The organism is Acidobacteriota bacterium (assembly GCA_016716905.1).
Taxonomy (GTDB): Bacteria; Acidobacteriota; Vicinamibacteria; order Vicinamibacterales; family SCN-69-37; genus SYFT01.
The window spans coordinates 1,078,512-1,101,376 of record JADJUS010000022.1; the positions used below are offsets into that span (position 1 = coordinate 1,078,512).

25 protein-coding genes are annotated in these 22,865 nt (G+C 64.4%); 17 read left to right on the top strand and 8 right to left on the bottom strand.

Going from position 1 to position 22,865, the window contains the following annotated elements; all coding sequences use genetic code 11:
• Positions 1 to 18 precede the first annotated feature (18 nt).
• The gene (locus tag IPL75_20785) at positions 19 to 558 is read right to left on the bottom strand and encodes a cob(I)yrinic acid a,c-diamide adenosyltransferase (protein ID MBK9242631.1); all 540 of its coding nucleotides are present in this window, start codon (positions 556 to 558) and stop codon (positions 19 to 21) included.
• A gap of 84 nt (positions 559 to 642) precedes the next feature.
• On the opposite strand from IPL75_20785, the gene IPL75_20790 reads away from it, so the two are divergent.
• From IPL75_20790 to IPL75_20810, 5 genes are read left to right on the top strand one after another with little or no spacing between them, the layout of a single operon-like run.
• Positions 643 to 1,269: an A/G-specific adenine glycosylase gene (locus tag IPL75_20790; GenBank protein MBK9242632.1), complete on the top strand. Its 627-nt coding sequence runs from the start codon at positions 643 to 645 to the stop codon at positions 1,267 to 1,269.
• Entirely contained in the window at positions 1,266 to 1,652 is a 387-nt protein-coding gene (locus IPL75_20795; GenBank protein ID MBK9242633.1) for a (deoxy)nucleoside triphosphate pyrophosphohydrolase, read from the top strand. Before IPL75_20790 ends, IPL75_20795 begins: the two co-directional genes overlap by 4 nt.
• 34 nt (positions 1,653 to 1,686) lie before the next feature.
• Positions 1,687 to 2,694, top strand: a complete 1,008-nt coding sequence (locus tag IPL75_20800; protein MBK9242634.1) for a radical SAM protein — start codon at positions 1,687 to 1,689, stop codon at positions 2,692 to 2,694.
• A complete protein-coding gene (locus IPL75_20805; GenBank protein MBK9242635.1) occupies positions 2,667 to 4,607 on the top strand; it encodes an acyltransferase in 1,941 nt (646 codons plus the stop codon). The genes IPL75_20800 and IPL75_20805 overlap by 28 nt, the downstream gene beginning before the upstream one ends.
• Positions 4,607 to 5,473: a polysaccharide deacetylase family protein gene (locus IPL75_20810; protein MBK9242636.1), complete on the top strand. Its 867-nt coding sequence runs from the start codon at positions 4,607 to 4,609 to the stop codon at positions 5,471 to 5,473. Before IPL75_20805 ends, IPL75_20810 begins: the two co-directional genes overlap by 1 nt.
• Here IPL75_20810 and IPL75_20815 read toward each other — a convergent pair.
• The gene (locus tag IPL75_20815) at positions 5,393 to 6,919 is read right to left on the bottom strand and encodes a glycosyltransferase family 4 protein (GenBank protein ID MBK9242637.1); all 1,527 of its coding nucleotides are present in this window, start codon (positions 6,917 to 6,919) and stop codon (positions 5,393 to 5,395) included. The two genes, IPL75_20810 and IPL75_20815, sit on opposite strands and share 81 nt — an antisense overlap.
• 197 nt (positions 6,920 to 7,116) lie before the next feature.
• Here IPL75_20815 and IPL75_20820 point away from each other — a divergent pair, with 197 nt between their 5' ends.
• Complete coding sequence (locus IPL75_20820; protein ID MBK9242638.1) at positions 7,117 to 7,419, top strand: hypothetical protein; 303 nt, start codon at positions 7,117 to 7,119, stop codon at positions 7,417 to 7,419.
• 36 nt (positions 7,420 to 7,455) lie between these two features.
• Here IPL75_20820 and IPL75_20825 read toward each other — a convergent pair whose 3' ends face one another.
• The 4 genes from IPL75_20825 to IPL75_20840 are packed head-to-tail and all read right to left on the bottom strand — an operon-like array spanning position 7,456 to position 11,399.
• Complete coding sequence (locus tag IPL75_20825) at positions 7,456 to 8,535, bottom strand: hypothetical protein (GenBank protein MBK9242639.1); 1,080 nt, start codon at positions 8,533 to 8,535, stop codon at positions 7,456 to 7,458.
• On the bottom strand, positions 8,535 to 9,677 hold the full coding sequence (locus IPL75_20830) for a hypothetical protein (protein MBK9242640.1): 1,143 nt from the start codon (positions 9,675 to 9,677) through the stop codon (positions 8,535 to 8,537). Before IPL75_20830 ends, IPL75_20825 begins: the two co-directional genes overlap by 1 nt.
• Before the next feature lies 1 nt (position 9,678).
• On the bottom strand, positions 9,679 to 10,551 hold the full coding sequence (locus IPL75_20835) for a glycosyltransferase (GenBank protein MBK9242641.1): 873 nt from the start codon (positions 10,549 to 10,551) through the stop codon (positions 9,679 to 9,681).
• Positions 10,548 to 11,399, bottom strand: a complete 852-nt coding sequence (locus tag IPL75_20840; GenBank protein ID MBK9242642.1) for a glycosyltransferase — start codon at positions 11,397 to 11,399, stop codon at positions 10,548 to 10,550. Before IPL75_20840 ends, IPL75_20835 begins: the two co-directional genes overlap by 4 nt.
• A 143-nt stretch (positions 11,400 to 11,542) precedes the next feature.
• Between IPL75_20840 and IPL75_20845 the strand changes: the two genes are divergently transcribed.
• From IPL75_20845 to IPL75_20895, 11 genes are all read left to right on the top strand, one after another.
• The gene (locus tag IPL75_20845; protein ID MBK9242643.1) at positions 11,543 to 11,935 is read left to right on the top strand and encodes a cupin domain-containing protein; all 393 of its coding nucleotides are present in this window, start codon (positions 11,543 to 11,545) and stop codon (positions 11,933 to 11,935) included.
• Positions 11,932 to 12,753 carry an alpha/beta hydrolase gene (locus tag IPL75_20850; GenBank protein MBK9242644.1) on the top strand — a complete coding sequence of 274 codons (822 nt, stop codon included), beginning with the start codon at positions 11,932 to 11,934 and terminating at the stop codon, positions 12,751 to 12,753. The genes IPL75_20845 and IPL75_20850 overlap by 4 nt, the downstream gene beginning before the upstream one ends.
• Positions 12,754 to 12,818: 65 nt before the next feature.
• Entirely contained in the window at positions 12,819 to 14,294 is a 1,476-nt protein-coding gene (locus IPL75_20855; protein MBK9242645.1) for an oligosaccharide flippase family protein, read from the top strand.
• A gap of 45 nt (positions 14,295 to 14,339) precedes the next feature.
• The gene (locus IPL75_20860) at positions 14,340 to 17,138 is read left to right on the top strand and encodes a TonB-dependent receptor (GenBank protein MBK9242646.1); all 2,799 of its coding nucleotides are present in this window, start codon (positions 14,340 to 14,342) and stop codon (positions 17,136 to 17,138) included.
• A 10-nt stretch (positions 17,139 to 17,148) separates the two neighbouring features.
• Positions 17,149 to 17,913 carry an ABC transporter permease gene (locus IPL75_20865; GenBank protein MBK9242647.1) on the top strand — a complete coding sequence of 255 codons (765 nt, stop codon included), beginning with the start codon at positions 17,149 to 17,151 and terminating at the stop codon, positions 17,911 to 17,913.
• Positions 17,910 to 18,695 carry an ABC transporter ATP-binding protein gene (locus tag IPL75_20870; protein ID MBK9242648.1) on the top strand — a complete coding sequence of 262 codons (786 nt, stop codon included), beginning with the start codon at positions 17,910 to 17,912 and terminating at the stop codon, positions 18,693 to 18,695. Before IPL75_20865 ends, IPL75_20870 begins: the two co-directional genes overlap by 4 nt.
• Positions 18,692 to 19,444, top strand: coding sequence for an ABC transporter permease subunit (locus IPL75_20875; GenBank protein ID MBK9242649.1), 753 nt, complete (start codon positions 18,692 to 18,694; stop codon positions 19,442 to 19,444). The genes IPL75_20870 and IPL75_20875 overlap by 4 nt, the downstream gene beginning before the upstream one ends.
• Positions 19,441 to 20,406, top strand: a complete 966-nt coding sequence (locus IPL75_20880; protein ID MBK9242650.1) for a hypothetical protein — start codon at positions 19,441 to 19,443, stop codon at positions 20,404 to 20,406. The genes IPL75_20875 and IPL75_20880 overlap by 4 nt, the downstream gene beginning before the upstream one ends.
• 34 nt (positions 20,407 to 20,440) lie before the next feature.
• Positions 20,441 to 21,064: a hypothetical protein gene (locus IPL75_20885; protein ID MBK9242651.1), complete on the top strand. Its 624-nt coding sequence runs from the start codon at positions 20,441 to 20,443 to the stop codon at positions 21,062 to 21,064.
• The gene (locus tag IPL75_20890) at positions 21,061 to 21,540 is read left to right on the top strand and encodes an ABC transporter substrate-binding protein (GenBank protein ID MBK9242652.1); all 480 of its coding nucleotides are present in this window, start codon (positions 21,061 to 21,063) and stop codon (positions 21,538 to 21,540) included. The genes IPL75_20885 and IPL75_20890 overlap by 4 nt, the downstream gene beginning before the upstream one ends.
• Positions 21,541 to 21,619: 79 nt before the next feature.
• Complete coding sequence (locus IPL75_20895) at positions 21,620 to 22,051, top strand: hypothetical protein (GenBank protein MBK9242653.1); 432 nt, start codon at positions 21,620 to 21,622, stop codon at positions 22,049 to 22,051.
• A gap of 94 nt (positions 22,052 to 22,145) precedes the next feature.
• Here the strand turns inward: IPL75_20895 and IPL75_20900 are convergent, their stop codons facing one another.
• Entirely contained in the window at positions 22,146 to 22,541 is a 396-nt protein-coding gene (locus tag IPL75_20900) for a PIN domain-containing protein (protein ID MBK9242654.1), read from the bottom strand.
• Entirely contained in the window at positions 22,538 to 22,744 is a 207-nt protein-coding gene (locus IPL75_20905; protein MBK9242655.1) for a type II toxin-antitoxin system VapB family antitoxin, read from the bottom strand. The genes IPL75_20900 and IPL75_20905 overlap by 4 nt, the downstream gene beginning before the upstream one ends.
• Positions 22,745 to 22,865: the final 121 nt, after the last annotated feature.

Consider the following 22,865-nt stretch of genomic DNA (forward strand, 5'->3'; position numbering starts at 1 on the left):
AGCACGCGGATCCCGGGCTCACCACTCGGTTTCGGCGACGCCCGCGCGCGCGTTGACCGCACGCGCCATGACAAACAGCAAGTCTGAGAGGCGGTTCAGGAAGATGAGGACAATCGGATCGGCTGTCTCATGTCCAAGGGCGACGACGCGCCGTTCAGCGCGGCGGCAGACCGTTCGCGCAAGGTGCAGCACGGCACCCGCGCGGGTGCCTCCGGCGAGAATGAACCGCCGCAAGGGCGCGACACCGGTTTCGAGGGTATCGATCCACCCCTCAAGCCGCGCGATATCGGCCTCTCCGAGCAGCGCCTTTTCGACGCGGACGGCAATGCGGTGCCGGGGGTCGGCCAGCATGGCGCCAATCGCAAACAGGTCGCGCTGGAGCTGTTCGAGCATCGCGCCAACCTCGGCGTCCACACCTTCGGCCCTGGCGTACCCGAGCCAGGCATTGACCTCGTCCACCTCGCCGTAGGCCTCTACGAGGGGGTCGCCTTTGCTGACTCGTGTGCCGTCGAACAGGCCCGTTTCGCCCTTGTCGCCGGTCTTGGTGTAAATCTTCATTGGCGTCAGCCGATTATAGTGGCGACTGTGAAGAAGCCATCCCCCCTGCCACTGCCCACGCGACGCCAGTGGTTTCGACGCCGGTTGCTGGACTGGTACCGCAAGAACGGGCGCGACCTGCCGTGGCGCAACACACGCGACCCGTACCACATCCTCGTCTCTGAGGTGATGTTGCAGCAGACCCAGGTGGACCGGGTGCTGCCGAAGTATCACGAGTGGCTCGGGCAGTACCCCAGTCTTGAAGCGCTCGCCGAAGCGTCCGAAGCCGAGGTCGTCGGTACGTGGTATCCGCTCGGCTACAACATCCGGCCTCGCCGCCTTCAGGCGATCGCGCGCGAGTCCATGGAGAAATACGGCGGCGAACTGCCCGGAGACGAAGAGACGCTGCTGTCTTTCAAGGGCATCGGCGCCTATACCGCCGGCGCGGTGATGAGTTTCGCTTTCGGCAAACGGGCCGCAATACTCGACACCAATGTGGCGCGCGTGCTCTTCCGGATCTTTGTAGGAAAGGGTGAGCCCAAGAGCCATGCGATGGTGAAGCGGCTCTGGGAACTGTCGCGCGCGATGTTGCCCCACAAAAACGTCTTCGACTTCAATCAGGCGTTGATGGACTTCGGAGCCACGGTCTGCACCGCTCGTGCGCCCTTGTGTCCCGCCTGCGTGATGAAACGCGGCTGCAAGACGTATCCCTTCGTGGCAAAGCGCCGATGACTTCCCCGATCATCATCGTCCTCGCGGCCGTCATCGAACGCGACGGACACTTCCTGATGACCCGCAGGCTGAAGGGCACACATCTGGCAGGCACGTGGGAGTTCCCCGGCGGCAAGTGTGATGAGGGGGAGAGCCATGAGGCGTGCCTCGCTCGCGAGCTGAAGGAGGAACTTGCGGTGCGCTGCACAGTGGGGGAAGAAATCTTCACCGTGGAGCACGCCTATCCTGAACGGACTGTGCGCCTGCACTTTCGGCGCGTCACGCTCCTTGGCGAGCCGACACCGCAGATCGGGCAGGAAATGCGCTGGGTGGCCCGCGCCGATCTCGGGTTCCTTGATCTGCCCGAGGCCGACAGGGGCCTGGTGGATCTGTTGAGCCGCTGAACGGGCCGCCCATCCGTGAGATGCTTGTCGGCCAATGGAGCTGGTCAGGCCGTCGAAAATCAGGCTCGAGGTCTCTTCCCACTGCCAACTGCGATGTCCGTCCTGCCCGACGACCACCAAGGCGATTCACCCCGTGGTGGGCAGTGGGCTGCTGTCCCTTGACGCGTTCACGCGATTGCTCGATGACAATCCGTGGCTGAAGGTCATTGAGCTCTCCAACTACGGCGAGGTGTTTCTCAATCCTGACCTGTTGCCCATGCTCCGATACGCACACGAGCGGGGCGTTGAGTTACGCGTTGAGAATGGGGCGAACCTGAATTACGCGAGCCCCGATGTGCTTGAGGGCCTGGTCAAGTATGGCGTTCGCGCCATCCTGTGCTCCATCGACGGCGCCACGCAGCAGACCTATGCCCAGTACCGAGTCCGAGGCAAGCTCGATACCGTGCTCAGCAATATCGCAACCATCAACCGGCACAAGCGCGACTATCAGTCTGCTGTTCCCAAGCTGACCTGGCAGTTCGTCGCGTTCGGCCACAACGAACACGAGATCCCGGCGGCGCGCGCCATGGCCGCAGACCTCGGCATGAGTTTTGAAGTCAAGCTCTCGTGGGACCCAGACTTCTCGCCGGTCGAAGACAAAGAGAGCCTGCGGGACGTGGCTGGCGCAGCGTCACGGCGAGAGTTCAAGGAAGAACGTGGCGTGGACTACATGGAGTCGATCTGCCACCAACTGTGGGACGCCCCGCAGATCAACTGGGACGGCAAGGTGCTTGGCTGCTGTCGGAACTTCTGGGGCGACTTCGGGCCTGAGAATGCCTTCCGTGACGGCCTCCTGCCCGGCATTAACAGCGAAAAAATGTCCTACGCCCGTCAAATGCTGCAAGGGCAACAGCCTGCGCGCGCTGACATCCCCTGCACGACCTGCCATCTCTATGTGGACATGAAGAGCGACGGGCGCTGGCTGAAACGCCGTGTTCCATCACGGAGGGAGCGTGTCATGAGCGCCCTCCGCTCGTGGTTGGGACGCCAGCACGCCGGATGATGGTGACGCCGCCACGCGGGGCCAGCTACCGGCCTGACATCGACGGACTGCGCGCTGTGGCGGTGCTGCTCGTCATGATGTTTCACCTGAACATCGGGCCTTTTTCCGGGGGGTTCGTCGGCGTCGATGTGTTCTTCGTGATCAGCGGCTTCCTCATCACTCGCCTTATCGTGGACGAATACCGGAGTGCCGGCGGGTTCCGGTTGGGCCGCTTCTACGCAAGACGGGCGCGGCGCATTCTGCCCGCGCTCTTCTGCACCGTCGCGCTTGCCGCTGTTGGAGCCTTCCTGCTGCTGCCGCCGGACCGATTCGAGCATTTCGGCGGATCCATGCTCTTTTCAGTACTCAATCTCGGCAACGTCTTCTTCTGGTCCGGTGCGTCGTACTTCGACGATGCGGCTCATACCAAGCCGTTGCTGCACTTGTGGTCGCTTGGTGTCGAAGAACAGTTCTACCTGATCTGGCCCTTGTTCATGGTGGGGCTGCTCGGTCGCTCGAATCGCACCACCGTGATCGGACTCTCGACCGCAGCCATCATCAGCCTGTGCCTGAGCGGGTGGGTCCTTCTAGGCTGGGAGGACGGTCAGGCGACCGCCTTCTACCAGACGCCGCTCCGGGTTTTCGAATTCGGTATCGGTGCGCTGATGGTGTGGCTGACGAAGGTTGGCAGCCGGCGCGGCGTGGTTCTTGAATGCCTGCTTCTGGCTGGGTTGGCCCTCATTGGATACGCAGCTGTGCGTTTCACCAACCAGACGCCGTTTCCATTTCTGAATGCACTGGTGCCCTGCACGGGCGCGGCGTTGGTTATCTACGCAGGCACGGCGCCAATTTCGGGATGGCTGTTGCGCAACCGCCTGACGGTTGCGGTCGGGTTGGCCAGTTACTCGCTGTATCTCCTGCATTGGCCGCTGATCGTTTTGTACGGCGCGTACACCTTCCGTGAAGTCACTTCCGTCGAAAAGACTGCTCTGCTGATCGTCACCGCCGTTGGCGCAACGCTCATGTATCGCTTCGTCGAACTGCCACTCCGCGGCGGTGCCCCGTCACGTTGGAGCGGTCGCAGGACTTTCGCAATCGGCGCCGTCACCACCATGCTGCTCGCGGTGCCGGCGGCTGCAGCGTGGACGCAGGCCGGCTGGGAGTGGCGCATTCCTGTTGAACGACGAGCGCGTTCCAACGACCAGTGGCGCTCCATGGAGTTTGCACACTGCCGGCAGACGGATGCGCAAATGCCCGCGGATCTGGTCACCTGCCAGAATGCCCGTGGCTCTTCGCGTGACATCCTGATCTGGGGAGACAGCCACGCGCGCCACCTTGTGTCGGGTTTCTCCGACGCGTACCCGTCGTTTAATGTCCACGTCATGTTCCTTGCCGGCTGCGTGGCACAGAGCGGGTTCGAGGGCTACGTCAGGCAGAGCGGCAATGCGCGAGACGACGGGGCCTGTGTGGAGCGCAATCGCGCAGCATTGAGTTTCCTGCGAGGCGTTCGCCCGGCAGTGGTCGTGTTGTCCGGGGCCAAACGGGATCAACCGGAAGACATGGTGGCTCCCACCAGATACCTGCAGAGCCAGCTTCGCGCTGCCGGACATACCGTCATCGTGATGGGCGACGTCATGCGTCCGGGGAAAGCGCTGGTCGCATGCCGAAACGCGCCTGCCTGGCTGATTCCCGATTCGGTGTTGTCTGAACGATGCAGCCCTGACTCCCGGATGGTCCAGCGCGAGATGCAGTACAGCCTGCGGATGTCCGAGTTGATGCCTGATGTAGTGGATGTGCGATCCATACAATGTCCACGCGGAGAATGCGTGTTCGCCACGGAGGATAGCCAGCCGTTGTTCCGAGACGATCACCACCTGACCCCGGTAGGATCGACGTGGCTGATTGAGCGACTCAAGAATGGGTGGAGCTTCTAATGTCCGGACAGGTGCTGACCATTCACGGGATTGCCCCGGCCGTGATTCCGAAGACGTTCTGCTTTCGCAATATCTGCGATGCGGATGTGATGGCTCAGTACCTGGCGTCTGTCCCGCCATTTGTGCCGCTCGTTGATGCGATCGCCGGTCGCGGCGATGCGCTCACGATTGACGACGCTATCTGCGGTGCTGCTGATGCGGCGATGCTCGCCCGGCAGCTGGGTCACGCCGTGACGCTGTTCGTGAACCCGGGCCAGGTTGAGTCAGGAGCGCCCTACGCGTTTCTCGTGCTGAACGCACTGCTCGATGGTCTCAGCAGCACCTACGCCGAGCGCCAGGCCTTGCGCCGGCACATCAAGGCCCGCCTGTGTGTGCTGACAGAGGAACAGGCCCGCCTGGAACTGGTCATGGACCTGGGGGCGCAGTGGGGCGTGTCGGTATCTGAGGTGCCGCCCCATTTTCGTACGCTCAGCCGCGACGAGCTCGTCACCCTGCGCGACGCGGGCGTCGCACTGGAGAACCACGGCTGGTCACACACCGATCACGCCAGCCTTTCGCCGGCTGAAAGCCTCCGTGAGATCCGCGAGGGCCGGGCGTGGCTCCAGCGGGAATTGGGTGTCGAGGCCGCGTACTTTGCATCGCCATTTGGCGAAGCCCTGCCTTCGCCCGAGGCCTCGGAAGGCTGCACCATGTGGTTTGCCGCCAGCCAGGCGATGCCTGCCGGCAGGCTGTCCCCGCAGGTATTCAACCGGACGTTTCTCGACCTGCCGCCGCCGGGTGGGGCCTCAGTTCGTGGTGTCCGCGCGGCGGGCCGCAGGCTGCTGAACCTCGGCGTGGCCCGGTTGTCCCGCCGGCGAAGTTCGTAGGCGGCCGAACAGTTCAACTCGACGGGCCACGTTCTTGCCGGCTTCAAACCGGACTTCCACCTTCCGGCGCGCCGCGGCGCCCAGTGATTCGCGAAGTTCTCCGTCCCGGACCAATCGTTCCAGCGCATCGGCAAGTGCATCGCAGTCGCCGGGCGGAACCAGCAATCCGTCAATCTCGTGATCGACAATCTCCGGAATTGCGCCGCTCGTGGTCGAGACCACCGGCAAGGCCATGGCCATCGCCTCAATCAACGAGTTTGGCGTGATGTCGTGGGAGCCATCGCGCCCGCGCACACACGGCAGCACAAAAATGTCGGCACGCTCGAAGGCGCGCAGAACGGACGCAAAGGACTGCGAGCCGTGAAACTGGACAACGGATTCAAGCTGGAGGGATGTCAGCAACATCCGCAGCTCCACCCACGCGGCAGTATCAGTTGGCTCGCTTGGGCCACCAATGATCTCGCAGGACACGTTCAGTCCCCGATCACGCAGTTGACGGCACGCGTACAGCAGGTGCCGGAAGCCCTTCGGTTCCACAAGCCGGCCTACCGAGAGCAGGCGAAGTCCGGACCGGTCGGCGCGCGGCGTCGGACGAAACCGCGACAGATCGAGGCCGTTGTAGACCACATGGATCGGAGGCGCCCCCACGGGCACGAGCCGGGCAGCCAGGTCGCGCGCGTTGTACCGGGAGTTGGTGATGACAAAGGCGGCGAACTTCAACCTGGCAGCGATCAGGGGCACTTGAACTGTGCGGTGTATTTCAGAGGCGCGCGCCTGCACCGTGAAGGTGGCGCCGGTCAGCCGTGATGCGATGAACGCCACCGCGGCGTATCGATTGGCCCAGGGCGCATGCACATGGGTGATTCCTCGGGTGGCCAGAGCGGACGCCAGTTGTGCGCCCAGATACAGGATGTCCCGGTCACGCCACCAGGAGGTGTAGCCACTGATCCGATGGGCCGCGACGAAACACCAGAGGCAGAACACGGTCCACGGTCGCCGCATGAGATGGCGGCGAATCTCCGCCCTTCCACCGGCCACGTCTACGGGGCCGAAGTACACAACCGAACCCAAAGGCGACGCGGGGTCGTGAGGGACCGGGGGGGCATCTGGTTCCAACGCGAACACCTCGAGGGCCACTCCGGCGCCGCGAAGGGCCTGCACCTCACGCTGGATGAACGTCTCCGTGAAATACGGATACCTCCACAGGAGGTAGGCAATTCGTTCTCCGGTGGGCCGGTCGTGACCCGCGGTGTTGGGCGCAGGCCCTGATTCGGCCAGCGCCTGACCAACGCACAGAAGACTTCGTACGGGTGGCGCCATTGCTGGAGCGCCGCGGCGAGGGGCACCGCACGCGCTGATCGCGACAGGTGGCGAAGCCGATACCGCCACGCCGGCATACGGGTCATGGCCGGTGCGCGCTGTCCCGCCTGCGTCGGTCGGGCGCACACGATTCTGACGATGCGCCTGATCCTGCCGTTCGCGGCCAGTGTGTCGATAGTCTGGTGCAAGGCTTCGTCCACCGAAGTCCCGGCCAGCGGCGGCGCGTTCGCTCCGCGACGAACTGTGAGAAGGGCGCCGTTGGCGGCAGAACGCCGATGCGGTTGTTCTGCGCGCGCCCTCGCGAGGATGGTCTTTGCCCGCGCGTGCGCACCTTCACGGGATGTGCCGCGGCCGTCGATCGGCAGCGCCAGTGCCTCCACCGCCACAGTGTCGGGATCATGGTCGGAGAGCGCGTCGCACATGGTGCGCAGCGCGCCCGGGCACAGGACATCCCCATCCTGCAGGAACGTGACAAATGGCGCACGGCTCGCCTCGATCGTGGCGTTGAGCGATGCCACGTCGCCTTTGCCGGCGAACACCACCTCGCAGTCAACGCCGGCTTGCAGCGCAAGACTGCGGCGCGTTGCGTCTGGCCCGGGCACGGTTTGCCCGGGCGTGAGGCGTGATAATCACCAGCAGCCGCGTCCGGCCTCCGCCGGCAGTCACCACGGGACCGCCCGGGAATCCCGCCGCGCAGCGAGCATGGCAAGGGCGCGAATGTGTTGCCATCGAGTAGCCCGGGTGCCAAGTCCGAACACGACAAGGTCTCTAAGCGCCCGTTCATGAGCCGGGAGGCGATCCCGGTCGGTGTCATTCATCAGCAGGCCATGTGACAACGCGATCTTCGCCACGAGCGCGCGGGGATTGCGCCTGGTCCCCGACAAACCGTTGAACACATCGCGGAACGTGGCGCCGGCCTGGTGCCGCCCCAGTGACCGGCCTGCGGTGACAAAGCGCTTGAAAATGTCTCCCAGGCGTCCCTCGCGCGCCAACGCAGGCAGACCTTCGCCAATGTCGGCATGACGGGTCTCGCTCGCCAGGTGTGCGACGAGTTCGTCGCACTTCGGGTCGCGGGGCACGGGCCTGAGTTCGTCTCGCTCGAGGTTCTGGAAGAGGCCGTGCGAAAAGGCAACCTGAGCCAGTACCGCCATGGGGTGCCGGCTCTCTTCCATGGCGCCCATCTGCCAGAACAAACCGTGTTTCGCTGCGCGGTGACGGATACGAGCGCCGTCAACCAGGAGTTTTCGGTAGGTGTAGCTTTCTGTGTACTCGGGTTTGTGCTCGCCGAGGGTAGGCCGGAGTGCGAGTGGATCCGCACTCTTGGCAGCGACGTAGTGTGTCCGCCACCCTCGTGCACGCAGCCGTGCAACAAAATCCGTGTCCTGCGCGATGGAGTCGGGCACGCCCGTCTCCCGGAAGCACTCGGTTCGAAACAGCTTGACGCCAACGGTCTGCCCCAAAAGAGCATCCCTCAGCTCGCCCACCATGATGCCCGTGTCGGGCCGCATGCCGGCGACCAGCGTCTCGACGCATGCCGGATCCAGGATCATGTCGGAGTCGACCTGGACAAAATACGGCGTGCGCACACGTTTGGCGCCTTCGTTGATCGCGCGCGAGAACGGCGACACATGCTCGATGACGATGATGTCGTCCAGCGGCAATGACTGCCTGGAAAGGCTGTCGATGGCCCGCTGCGTGTAAGGCTCTCCGACTGACAGGACGACCGCGCTGACAGGGTGCATCAGATCGCCTGCGCCTGAAACGGCTGTGTGATCGCCTGGATGATCGCGGTGAGCTGCCGGTAGGCGCCCTGGGTCCTGAAGTGATCGAGGCGGTCGTCGTACCTGCGGGTGGTGGCCAGATGGATGCATTCGGCCAGGTGTGCTTCGTCGAAGGGCTCGACCAGGAGATCCGGATGGCACACTTTCCAGTTGCCGCAGTTCCTGGATGCCACCAGGTTGCATCCCATCACCGCGCCCTCGAACAGAATCCCTGGCGCTGCATCAATCAGCGATGGGCAGACGATACTCCTGGCGCGGCTCATAAGCTCGAAGAGGGTTTGCCTGGCGGGCAGGAAGCCATGGTGCACGGCCCATCGCAAGGGGTGCGGCACGTCGCCCACCACGTGGACGCGGAGGCCGCTGAGTTGCCGCCCGAGCCGGGAGACCAATGCATAATTTTTTTCCACCCGTCCCCAATCGCTCGCGATGAAGAGTACGTCAATGTCGCGCTCGGCGAAAGCGCGAGCCATGTGTCTCCAGGGCTCGGCGCCAGCGGCGATCCACTCGGCGAACGACACGGTGGACGGATACATTTTTCCAATCGACTCGGCGAAGAACCACTCGAACATGGCTTTCGTCTGCTCGGAGTGCGTCACGAGCAGGTCACAGCGATCAAGCGCGACTTCTTCACCTCTGTTGATGATACGAGGCGTGATGGCGCCGGTCGACAATCCACCCTCGAGTGCCATGGCGTCGCGCGCTCGGCCGGTTGTGACGAAGTCCTGAGCCTGACGGCAGGTGCCCGTGACGAAAATGACGCGGCCGTCAGGCGCCGCCGCCTTGAGCAAGCCTGTGGCGAGGAACCCAAAACCCACAGACACAGCCGGGGCAATCTCTGCCACGAGTGATGCCAGACTCGACTGACACTTGCTCGACAACTCAGGCACGCAGCAGTAGTGCAGGTTCGGGATGCCACCTGCATCACCGAGTCCTCCCTCAAAGTCCATCTGATGGAAAGCCGCATCAACGTCGTGCAGCACGTGCACGTAGTGCACATCCCAGCCGTCGGCCAGCATGCGGCGGAACAGGTCAAGCGACGCCGTACTGGAGCCGCCCACAGCGGGCGGCTCGGTGGATGCGAGCAGGACGCGTGGGGGCGTCATGTCAGCGCCCTTGCCTGGAGTCTCGCATCAACGCCGCGAGTTCGCCGGCAGTCTTGCCGGTGTTAAACACCAACCCGAGCAGCCCGTCCACCCGTTCGGGACCGCGGGCAACCTGTCTGAAACCGGCGGACAGACGCAGGCGCGTCCTCTTCACGCCACCAGGGACGTCGAACACAAGGCCGTGTTTCCTGCCGACGCGCACCGCGTGCCTGGCGTGGACGTACCCTTCGTGCGCCAGCCCCCACACGGTGTGCTGGTTGTGGTGCCTCAGGACAGCGTCCGGCGCGTAGACCAACCGGTAACCCGCCTGTCGGATGCGCCACGACAAGTCCACATCCTGCCCACGGAGCAGGGCTTCATCAAACAGTCCGGTTTCCAGGAGCACCTCGCGCCGTGAGGCCCAGTTCATGGAGATGACGTACGGGTCCTCCTGCACCTCGATTGCGTCGTGGTGGTCGTGTATCACTTCTCCGAAGCGGGCGATGCGGTTTGCGCCTGGCAAGCTCAGGATTCTTCCGCCCACAACACCAACAGTCGGATCCGCCAGCGGAGCGATCAGGTGGGCCAGCCAGCCGGGTTCCACCACACAGTCGGCGTCAGTGAATGCCACGACCGGGCTCTGTGCCGCCCGGATGCCGCAATTGCGCGCAGCCGCCGCCCCACGCGTCGTCTCGGTCAACACCCGAATGCGATCGCCAAAAGCGGCGAGAGCGTCACGGGTGCCGTCGGTGGATCCGTTATCGACGACAATGATTTCGACTGCGCCGCTGGGGACACGCATGGCCAGCAGCGAAGATACGCACCCCGCGATCGTCTCGGCCTCGTTGTAGGCCGCGACGACAACGGTGGCGACGACGCCGGCTTGACCTGTCATCGGTAGGGCTCGCGCCAACCCTGTGTGGCGTCGAACCCGAGCCGCTCGCGCAGCCAGCGGTGCAGGTGGTTCCGGAAGAGGCTTTGGCGCAGGTAGTTGCCGCTGTCGGCGCGGACCCGTCTGCGCGCCTGCGCCGGTGGCACTCCGTGCTTCTCCAGGATGCGACGCAACTCCCGCCGCTGAACACTCCGAGGCACATGCGTGGTCAACCGAACGCCATCGCGGTGATCCCTGCACATGTACAACACGCGATGCACAGGCTGAAACACCGCGCCGTGGTCAAGCATCGTCCACGGAAAATCAAAGTCGTCTGAGGCGAAGTTGTTCAGCGTCTCGTCCACGCCACCACACGCCAGTCCCTTGCTGACCCGCCAGCACAACAGATGTTTTACAGGCGACCCAGTGGAGAAACTTTCGGTGGTCACCGGCTGCGTCGGCAGGTAATCGGAACTCAGCCTCTGACCGGCACCGTCGATGTAACGACGGCCGCTGTAGAAGAAGTCCGCGCCGTCATTGTCACGGATGGCCTGGCCGAGAACTTCGACGGCGTCGGGCGTCCAGAGGTCGTCGCCGAGCAACACTGCCATGAACGATGTCTCGGCGGCGCGCATGGCGGTGTTATAGGCGCCGCCAAGCAAGCGGCCCTGATTGGGAATCAATCGGACCCGCTGGTCGGCCATCGCCGCAGGCAGCAGATTCCTGAAATGTGGCTGCTGGTCTTCATCGACCACGATCAGCAGGCGCCAGTCGGAGCGCGTCTGCTGGAACACACACTCGACGGCCTGCTCAAGGTATGCCCGGTGGTAGTGCGTGACCGGCATGAAGACCGTGATCTGGTCGCGGATCATTGGCCCCATATCATGCCAGCATCCAGCGGCCCTCGATCAACCGGCGCCAATCGCGGCCTGTGTTCAATACGAAACAGGCGGTCCCCAGCCTGCGGATGGAGAATCAGGTAATGGATTCCGGGGCGTAGGCGAGAGGGGTTGTGATGAAGGGTTTTGTGCAAGACATCGAGGGTCTCGCCGTCAAGAACGACGAGTTTCGACGGGTGCTGTATACAGCGAAGCACTGTCAGTTGGTCCTCATGGCCCTGAAGCCCGCGGAAGAGATCGGGGCTGAAGTCCACACGCTCGACCAGTTCTTTCGCGTTGAGGAGGGAGCTGGTGAGGTGGTTCTTGATGGAGTTCGAACGCCGGTGCACGCGGGGTTCGCGATTGTTGTGCCGGCCGGCGCGAAGCACAACATCATCAACACCGGTGATCGGCCATTAAAGCTCTACACGCTCTATGCACCGCCGAATCACCGGGACGGTGTCGTCCACCACACCCGCGCCGACGCGGAGGCCGACACGGAACACTTCGACGGGAAAACGACGGAATGAGCAGCATCAACACCAAGGACGGCACGCACATCTATTACAAGGACTGGGGTGCTGGGCGTCCCGTGGTCTTCAGCCACGGTTGGCCGCTCAATGCCGATGCGTGGGACGGCCAGATGGTCTACCTGGCGTCCCACGGCTTCCGCTGCATCGCCCACGACCGTCGCGGCCACGGGCGTTCGAGCCAACCCTGGGACGGCAACGAGATGGACACCTTCGCCGACGACCTGTCGGCACTGATCGAGACGCTTGATCTCATGGACGTGACCCTGGTTGGTCACTCAATGGGGGGCGGAGAGGTCGCCCGCTACATCGGGCGCCACGGTACCAGGCGCGTGGCCGGAGCCGTGCTGGTGGCAGCGGTGCCGCCATTGATGCTCCAGACGGACGCCAATCCTGGTGGCTTGCCGATGAAGGTGTTCGACGACATTCGGGCGGGCGTCTCGGCCGATCGTTCGCAGTTCTTCACCGACCTCACGTTGCCGTTCTTCGGCGCCAACCGGCCGGGTGCAAAGGTGAGCCAGGGCGTCCGCGACGCCTTCTGGCTCCGGGGCATGCAGGGCGGGCTGAAGAATCAACTCGACTGCATCAAGGCGTTTTCGGAGACGGACTTCACCGGCGACCTCAGGAAGTTCGACGTGCCGACCTTGATCATCCATGGTGACGATGACCAGATCGTGCCGATTGGCGCATCCGCGCAGGCCGCGGCCACACTCGTGAAGGACGCGACCCTGAAGGTGTACCCGGGCGGGTCGCACGGTCTGGCGGACACACACGGCGACACGCTCAACGCCGACCTGCTCGCCTTCATCAGGGCCTGAAGCCACCCTCCTCCGGGAGGTCACCAACCGACACCGCGACGCGCCTGTTAGACTTGGCGGCGTCGATGCGCTCATCCATCGCTCCAATGTCGTCCGAAGCGGACGCCGCGCTTCGCAACGCCAGCTGGGTCATGGCGCAGCGCGGTCTTCAGATCGTCATCGGGGTGCTGTTCGCCCTGCTTGTACCTCGACTGATGGGCCCGCAGGCCTTCGGACAGTACGCGCTCATCACCTCGGTGTCGCTTTGGTTCGGGCTGCTCAGTGGCCTGGGCCTGATCTCGATGATGACCCGGAGCGTTCCCACGTTCATCGTGCGCGGAGACCTGCAGGGCCTCCAGAAGCTTGTGTCGAGCCTGCTCGCCCTGCGCGTCGGCCTGGGCCTGGGCTCAGCCGCCTGTTATCTGGCGCTGACGATGTTCTGGCTGCGTGACATCGATGTGGCCGCGCTGGTGTTCATGGCCGGCGCGGTCTTCGCCCGCACCGTTGGCAATATCTGCTTCGCGCTGTTCCTCGGTCTGAACCAGGCAGGCCGCTGGGCTCTGGGCGACCTGCTCCGTCGCTCGTTCACCCTGGTCTCCGTCCTCATCGGCTTCAGCCTGGCCGGCCTGCGCGGGGCCTGCGCCGGGTGGTTCGCCGCCAACGTGCTGGTCCTCATCATCGGTGTGTGGATGGCCCGCGAACACATCCGCTGGTCCGAGATGTGGCCCGACCGCACGTTCCTGACGCCGTTCCTGCGGACGGGAGCCTATTTCGCCGGCGGTAACATCCTGCTGGCCATCGCGCATCGTACCGGCGAGTCGCTTGTGCACCTGACGACGGGCGACTTCGCCGAAGTCGGATTTTTTGCTGTCGCGTACGGCATGTTCGCGGCCGGCACACAAGCGTTGTGGCACGGGGCGATTTCGTTCGCGCCGCTGTTGATGTTCTGGAACGAGCGAGGAGAGAGCAGCACTTCAGCCGCCTGGGTCGGGCGTCTGCTGGCGTGGATGACGGTGGCTGCGGTCGCAGGCATCATCGCCATCGTCTTCATTGGCGATTTGGCAATCGCGTGGGTGCTGGGCCCGGAGTACCTGCCGGCGGCCCGGGGTCTGCTCCCACTGGGCATCGCCTTCCTCGCGACAGCGGTGGGCAGCGTCGGCCGGTTGCAGGCGCTCGTCTCCAATCGCCCAGGACTCTCCGCCGCGGCCGCAGGAGTGGAGTTGGCCGCGTTCTGGGCCACGGGTCTGGCGCTGGCGGGCGGCGCCGGCAGCTTCGGCGCCTGCCTCGCGGTGCTTGCCGGATCGACGCTCAACGCCGCGTATGTGAGCTGGAGTCTTCGTCACGAACTGTTGTACTCGTACCGGCCCGCCGCTTCTGCTGCGGCGCTGGGTCTGCTGGTGTTGCCGCTCGTCTGGTTCGCGACGTCGTGGCCTCTTCAGGTGACCCTGTTCGTTGTCGCGCTGGCGATCTACGCAGCCCTGCTGCTTGGCACGCGCGTCGTCACCGTTGCCGAACTTGTATCACTGGGACGGAGCATCCGCGCGCCTCGTGTTCTCGATTAGACTCTACCCGTGTTTGCACGGACTCGACCCGTCGTTATTTGTTTGTTGTTTCTGCTCCTCCCCGCCACTGCGTGGTCACAGTCCGGCGCCGGCAACGGCGCTATCGAAGGTGTGGTTGTTGACCCTGAGCGCAGACCCGTTCCCGGCGCGTCCGTAAGCATTCGCGCCGACGACACGGGCGAGATCCGTCGAACGCTGACCGACGAGCGCGGCCGCTTCTCGGCGCTCGCCATGCCGGTGGGCGCGTACACGATTGAGGCCACGCTGGAGGGGTTTGCGCCCAGCCGCCGTGCAGGCATCATCGTGCGGGTGGGCCATGCCGAAGTGGTCAACCTGCAGCTCGCGATCGCTGGCATCACCCAATCGGTCAGTGTGGACGCACGGGCTCCGCTGGATACGAGCGGAGCAGCGACGGCAGCGCGTATCGATCTCAAGTTGATTGACGGCTTGCCGGTGCGCGGACGGAATTTCGCCGAGTTTGTGCTGCTGACACCGGCGGTGGCCCAGGAGTCGGATCGATCCGGCCTGGTCATCGGCGGACAGCGGTCGATCAACGCCAATCTCGCCCTCGACGGGGCCGACTTCAACGACCCGCTTGTGGGAAACCAGCGCGGCGGCAATGAGTCTTCTTTTTTCTTTCCTCAGGCAGCCGTCCGGGAGTTTCAAGTTGTTCGAAGCGGCGCAGGGGCCGAGGTTGGCCGGACGAGCACCGGATTCGTCAATGTCGTCACGCGTTCCGGCGCCAACGATGTTCGGGGCGAGGCGTTCTATCTGAACCGCAACCGGCACCTGACCTCGGCCAACGCGTTCAACGAAAAGCTCGACAACCAGCAGAACCAGTTCGGCGGGGCCATTGGTGGGCCCGTGGTGAAGGATCGGGCGTTCTATTTCGGCGCGTTCGAGCAGAATTTTCTCCGCGTGCCCTTCGTGGTGAAATTCCAGGAACAAGCGCCGGGGGTTGTGGTCCCGGCCGAACTGAAGGCGCTCGAGGGCGAGAAGTTCGGCACCGACAATCCCACCGCCCTGTTCAGCAGACTGGACTGGCGCATCTCAGACGGCCACAGACTTGACCTGCAATACACCTTCAGCCGGCTCGCGGGCAAAAACTCCAACTTCGCGTCACCACAGGTCGACGCGGCCGAAGAGGCCAATTTTTCCCGGCGTGTGACCAGTCACGCGGTCAAGGTCGGTGTCGTGACCGTGGTCTCGCCCGTCATGGTCAACGAAGTCCGGATGCAGTTCGCGCGGGACGACCGCGCGGAGAATCCCAACGTCAACCGGCCAGGCATCGTCATCGGCGGGTTTGGATCCATCGGCGCCGACTTCGATCGGCCGCGTTTCTTCGAGGCGCACCGCTTCCAGGTGAGTGACAACCTCACGGCCATCAGAGGGCGCCACGAGCTTCGCGGAGGGCTCGACGTGAACATCACGCCCTCGCGCCAGCAGCAGGAAGGCCGCATCCTGGGCCGCTACGACTTCACGTCGCTGGCCAACTACAAGGCGGGCATTGTCTCGCGCTACCGGCAGACACTGCCCAGTACCAATCCCGATGAGCAGTACTACGAAGCCACGCAGCGCGAACTCGCGCTGTTCGTGCAGGACCGGGTGGCCCTGAGTTCGCAGGTGACGCTGACGGCCGGGCTTCGGTGGGAGGGGCAATGGAATCCCCAGCCCCCGCGGCCCAATCCTGCGATCGTGGAGACGTCGCGCATTCCGAACGACCTGGGCATGTGGCAACCACGGCTTGGGCTCGCATGGGACGTTGCGGGCGCTGGACACACGCTTGTGCGCCTGAGCGCAGGTCTTTATAACGCGCGGACGCCGGCGAATCTCTTCCAGCGCGTCTTCACCGACAACGGCATCACCACGGTCGCCGTCGACAGCCGCACGGATTCGTCGATTTACAACTACCTCGTGTACCCGAACGGGCTGGTCACGTTGCCGCCCGGTGTTCGAGTGCCTCCACAACGCGTCTTCGGGTTCGCCGCCGATTTTCAGAACCCTGACACCACGGCCCTCTCTGCCACAGTCGAGCGCCGACTGACGGAAGGCCTGCAGGTTTCTGTAGGTGTCGTCCGCAACCGCACCACGCATCTGCAGCGACGGGTCGACCGGAATCTTTTTGCGCCGACGATCACCAGCACCGGCCTGCCGGTGTTCCCGTCCGCGCGCCCCAATCCCACCATCGCTGCGCTGGATGTGAACGAGTCGACGGCCAGGTCCGAGTACGACGCCCTCGTGTTTACCGCAAACGGCCGGTCCGGCACCCGGGTGCAATGGGAAATGAGCTACACGTTCGCCCGGAACTGGGACGACGACTCGAACGAGCGGAGCATCAGCCGCCAGATGACGCTCAATTCGTTCGATCTGGATTCTGAGTGGGCGCCGTCGAAAAACGACGTCCGCCACAGCTTCGTAGGTAGCGCCGTCGCCGACCTGCCTGCCGGGTTGACGTTGTCAACGGTCCTCATCACACGTTCGGGCGTGCCGTACACGGCCGTCATTGGCAGCGACCAGCAGCGCGACGGCAACGACAACAACGACCGGGCGATCATCGACGGCCGGATGGTCGGTCGAAATACGTTCAGGCAGCCCGCTTTTTTCAACCTCGACGTGCGCCTGGCGAAGACCCTACGCGTGCGTGGCTTGCCGGAGCTGCAACTGCTCGTGGACCTGCTCAACGCGACACGTGCCAGCAACAAGAATCTCGCGAACGACGGTGTCAGCGTGTATGGCACCCCCGAGGAACCGGTGGCAACCGCAGGCCAGATGCTCTACGCGCCTTCGACCGCGCGCTTCGGCGGGCCGCGCCAGCTCCAGCTCGGAATCAAGGTGTTGTTCTAGTCCGCTCGCGATGGAGGCTCGGCACAACGACCGCGTCGTACGGATCGGTTCGCTCGCGCTGCTGGTGCTGAGCTGGGAACTCATCGCCCGGTCAGTTTCCAGCATGTTCGTGCCGTCGTTCCTGGATGTGGCCGCCGCGTTTGTCCAGATCGTGTCCACGCGGGATTTCTGGGACGCCATCTGGGTCAGTCACCAGGCCTTCGTGCTCGGGTTCGGTTGCGCCGTCATCGTGGGCACCCTGCTCGGGCTGGCGATGGGCCGGTGGCGCGCAGTTGAGAGCCTGTGCGATCCGTACCTGAACCTGCTCCTGGCCACACCCATCTCCGCGGCCATTCCCGTCATCATCCTCGCCGTGGGCCTGGGACTGCCCGCGCGGACGCTGGTGGTGTTTCTCTTCTCGCTGGCCGTGATCGTCGTCAATACGCGGGCCGGCCTGAAGACCATTGAGCATTCCTGGATCGAGATGGCGCACGGGTTTGGCGCCACCGAACTGCAGCTCTGGCGCACGGTGCTGATCCCCGGCGCGCTCCCTTCGATGATGGCCGGCTACTACCTGGGGCTGGGGCGGGCGCTCAACGGCATGATCGCGGTCGAGCTCCTGCTCGTGGCGGTTGGTATCGGCCGCGTCATCCTCGACTATCAGGGGATGTTCGCGGCCGACAAGCTGTACGCCACCGTCACATTCGTGGCCCTCGAGTCGGTGCTCCTGCTGAGTGCCGTGCGGTGGATCGAACGCCGCATCACGCCCTGGGCCGAGCAGGTGGCCGTGGGATGATCACTGTTCGCGACGTCCACAAGTCGTTCCCGGCCCGCCACGGCAGCCAGGCCACGATGGCGCTCCACCGTGTGAACCTCACGATCGCCACCAATGAGTTCGTGTCGATTGTCGGCCCCAGCGGCTGTGGAAAGACCACGCTGCTGAAGATGATGGCGGGCCTGGTGCTGCCCGACAGCGGCGCGATCGAGATCAATGGCGTACCGGTGACGGGCCCCGGCCACGACCGTGCCTTCGTGTTCCAGCATTTCGCGCTGCTGCCCTGGGCCACTGTGGCGGACAGCATCGCGTTCGGCCTGGAGTTGCGCGGCATGCCGCGGGCGGAGCGGTTGGCCATCGCAGGCGATCTGATCGACAGCATGGGCCTGAAGGGCTTCGAGCGCCACTACCCACGTCAGCTCTCGGGTGGCATGCAGCAGCGCGTCGGGCTTGCGCGCGCACTTGCCGTGAACCCGGCCATCCTGCTGATGGACGAGCCCTTCGCGTCAGTGGACGCGCAGACGCGCCGGATGCTCCAGGAAGATCTGCTCGCGCTGTCCGAGCGGACGCGCAAGACCATCGTGTTCGTCACCCACGACATCGACGAAGCGGTGAGGTTGTCTGACCGGGTGGTGGTGATGAGCCCGCGCCCCGGGCAGGTCCTGGAGTCTCTGCCAGTCGCCGTGACGCGTCCTCGTCCTGACGATCTGGATCTGAACCCGGTGGCCCTTGAGCTCAAGGCCTATCTGTGGCGAAAACTTCGAGGGATGCAGCCGCCCCCGACGCCGGAGTCGCCGGCATGAGGTTCATGCAGGATGGGCGCTTTGGCTGGCTCTCGTTGCCGGCCGGCATGGTCGTGTGGGAGATCGCCGGACGCGTCTGGCAATTTGAGTTCCTGCCGCCGTTCAGCGCCGCCGTGGCCGCCACATGGCGGATGACATGGAGCGGCGAGCTTCCGTCGAGTATTGCGGCCAGTCTGATTTCGCTGGTGATGGGTTATACCGCCGCCGTGTGCATCGGCGTACCGCTCGGCATCCTGATGGGACGTCATCGCCGCGTCGACGCCTTCCTGGGCGTGTACGTCACGATCCTGCTGGCCACGCCCAGTCTGATGTTCGTGCCGGTACTGTTCAGCCTGTTCGGCACGAGCCGTCTGACGCAAGTCACGTTCATCTTCCTCTCGGCCCTGGTCATCATCATCGTAAACACGCGCAGCGGGGTGCGGAGCGTCGATCCTGGTTCGATCGAAATGGCCAGAGCGTTCGGCGCGACCGAGCGGCAAGTGTTCACCCGAATCCTGCTGCCAGGGGCGGTGCCGTTGATCATGGCCGGCGCGCGCATGGGCATGGGGCGCGGCGTCAGAGCCATGATCAAGGGCGACATGCTGATCGCGGTGGTCGGCATCGGCGCGCTGCTGCGGAAGTACGGCGGGCGGTTCGACGCCGCAAGCGTGCTCGGTCTGCTGCTGGCGATCATCGCTCTTGCGCTGGCCTGCACGTCGACGATCCGGTGGGTGGAGCGGCGGATGACGCGGTGGACGGAGGCCACATGAACGAAAACCTCGCATACGCGGCCATGTTCGCGCGCTTTCCTTTTGCGCTTCGCCGGTTCCTGAAGCAACGGATCACGATCGACGACGCCCGGCGAATCGTGCGGGAACGGATGGACCAGCGCGAAGCCAATCTCATGCGCACGGTCACGCTCGGCGTGTACGGCAACCCCGCCAGCCCCTATCTGGCACTGTTGAAGCACGCCGGCTGTGAGCTGGGCGACTTCCAGGCACTCGTCACGAAGCATGGCGTCGAACCAGCGCTGCGGCAGTTGCGCGAGGCCGGGGTCTACGTGACGTTCGAGGAATTCAAAGGACGAAAGCCGATTGAACGGAATGGCCTGACCCTCGTCACCCAGCCTTCAGATTTCGACAACCCGCTGTCGCGGCGGGATCTGGCGAGTCAAACGGGTGGGTCGACCGGTCCGGCGATCAAGATCGCCATCGACCTTGACTACATCGCCGCCCGCGCCAGCCAACGCCTGCTCGCGCTGTCGGCGCACAACCTCATCGGCGTGCCGACCGCCTACTGGCGAGGCATTCTTCCGGACCGGACATTCGGGCAACTGCTGACTGGCGCGCTGACCGGTGCCATGCCGACGCGCTGGTTCTGCCCAGTCGGGTGGCGGGATTCGAAGCACTGGCTCAAGTACGGCGCGGGGACGTACTACCTGATCGCCTGCATGCGCGCCGCCGGCACTCGCGTCCCGATGCCTGAGTTCGTGCCGATGGATCAGGCCCTCACGATCGCGCAATGGGGCGTCGCAACCGCCAGGACACACGGGCGCGCCCTCATCCGGGGCGGAACCAGCCGGTCGGTACGTGTCGCTATTGCCGCGCGCGAGGCCGGCCTTGACATGTCGGGCGTGACCTTCACGGGCGCCGGCGAACCGGCAACCGACGGCAAAGTGCCACAAATCGAGAGCCGTCGGCGCCCGCTTCATCTCGAACTACGGCATGTCTGATGCGGGGGCCCCGGGCCCAGGGTGTGCCAGAAGAGTGGGGGCCAGCGACTACCACCTTCTGACCGACACCTATGCATTGTTCACGAACCCGCACTGGGTAGAAGCCTTCGGGGCCACCGTACCGGCGTTTGTGCTCACGACGCTCCTTCCGATCGCACCCAAGGTGATGCTCAACGTGGAAACCGACGACTTCGGGATCGTGGAGGAACGGCATTGCGGATGCGAGCTGGAGTCGCACGGCTACACCACGCACCTGCGCGAAGTGCGCAGCTACAGCAAGCTGACAGGCGAGGGCGTCACCCTGATTGGCGATGTGATGGTCGACATTCTCGAAACCACGCTGCCCGCACGATTCGGCGGCACGACGTTCGATTACCAGTTGATGGAGGACGAGGACCAACAGGGGTTCACGCGCCTCTACCTGATCGTCAGCCCCCGGATCGAGCTGGAAAGCGAGTCGGCCGTGATCGAATGTGTGATGGAAGCGCTCAGACAGGCGTCTCCGGCCGCTGACGTCGCGCGGATGATGTGGAAGAACGCGCACACGTTTCAGGTCAAACGCATGGAACCCTATTGGACCGATCGCCAGAAGTACTCGCCGCTCTACATGCCGCGCCGGTTTCGGGCCGCGGGCGCGCCGAAGGCGGACCGGACATGAGGCCCTCCGCCGCCCTGGTCCTGGCACTGCTTGGCGTCGTCGCAGCGTGCGGCGGGTCGCCGGCGCCGCAGCCCGGCGAGTCGCGGGCGCAGACCATCCGGATGGAACTCCCGGCTGAGCCCGATGTCTCCGATGTGCCGCGGCTCATGGCGCGGGAGACACTGCAGAAGGCGGGTTACATCGTGGAGGCCACCGCCTATCGCGACAACGTCATCGCCATCCAGGGCCTGGTCTCCGGCCAGACGGACATCGCGGTCGTTTCCCTTCCAGGGGCGCTGGCAGCGATGCAGCAAGGGGCAGGCATCACGGTCATCATGGAGGCCGGCGGCCACACCAGGTGCCTCGTCACGGCACCCGGCATCAAACAATGCTCGGACCTGCAGGGGAAACAAGTCGCGGTGCCCAACCTGGTGTCAGCACAGACACTGGCCTTCAGGCGCTACATCGCGACGCAGTGCCCCCGGAACAGAAGTTGAGCCCGTCGTCATCGCCGGCGCCGACAACCGCCTGGCCGCACTCCTGTCACAGCGGACAGGTGGCGCCATTCTCGACCTGATGGCGTTGCTCGAGGTGCAGCGTTACGACAAGGCCCGGTTCAACCTCCTGTCGGTGTTCGGCACCGACTTCCCCGGACTGGCCGGCGCCGTCGTCGTGGCGCCGCGCCCGTTTCTCGACCGGTACCCTGAGACCGCGAGAGACATCGTCCGCGCGTGGGTGCTGGCGGCCCGGGCGATTCAGGATCCTGCGGTCCTCGCCAGGGAGATCGAGAACCGCCTCGGGTTGGCACCCGACCGCGCAGCCGCCGCCGCCACGGCCTACCTCGCGCAGAAAGTGTGGGACCTGAATGGCGGCCTGGCTGACAGCTTCATGCAGCGGAACATCGACTTCGCGATGGAGATGGGAGCGCTCAAACCGGGCCTGACGCCTGACGCGACCGCGGACGCCCGATACCTGACCACAGTGCTGACAGAGATCGGGCGGAAGTAACTGAGGCGGCCCTCGAAAGCACTTCGAACCACGAAAGTTGCGCATGGTCGCGCAGCCGTCATGGGCTCATCCCTACTACTGGGCGGATTCGTGTTCAACGGCCGCTGACCACGTAGGCTCGCACGAATCCGAGCTCCTCCAGCCGGTCGAAGTCCGCATCAAGCGACCACACCAGTGCGCCGGCCTCGTGGGCCAGGCCTGCAATGAGCAGATCGGTCACACCAAAGCGCTGGCCTTTGTCAGCCGCGGGCGCCACCCAGGATTCGATCAGGCGCCAGATCTCTTCGGTGGGCATCAGCACAGGCAAACCCGAGAGTGCCCGCCCAAACGCACGGCGGTCTTTTCGGGCAATGCCGGCCATCAACTCAAGGCGAACGGGAAGCGCGAGCGCCACTTCGTCTGCGTCGAGCAGTTCCTTGAGCGTGACGTTGGTGCCTCCCCTGGGTCGCCGAATGGCTTCAACCCAGACAGAGGTGTCGACGACGATCACGTGCGGCGCCGGTCGCGCTTGCGCAAGGCCAGGGGATCGAACTCAAACCTGACGTTGCCAAGAAGGGCCTTCAGGTCCTCGGTGCGGCCCCTGCGGACGACCTCTCGCAAGGCGAACACTACCGTGTCGGTCTTGGACTTGAATCCAAGCGCCTCGCGCGCGGTTTCAATCAAATGTTCGGGCAAGTCCAATGTCGTACGCATACGAATCAGTCTAAATCGTATGCTTTGACACATCAAGGGGACGGGTGTCGATCTGTGGAAAACTCCGAGTGCGAAAACGACCTCTGAGGTCGTTTGTTTTTTCAGAGGGGAAAAATAAACG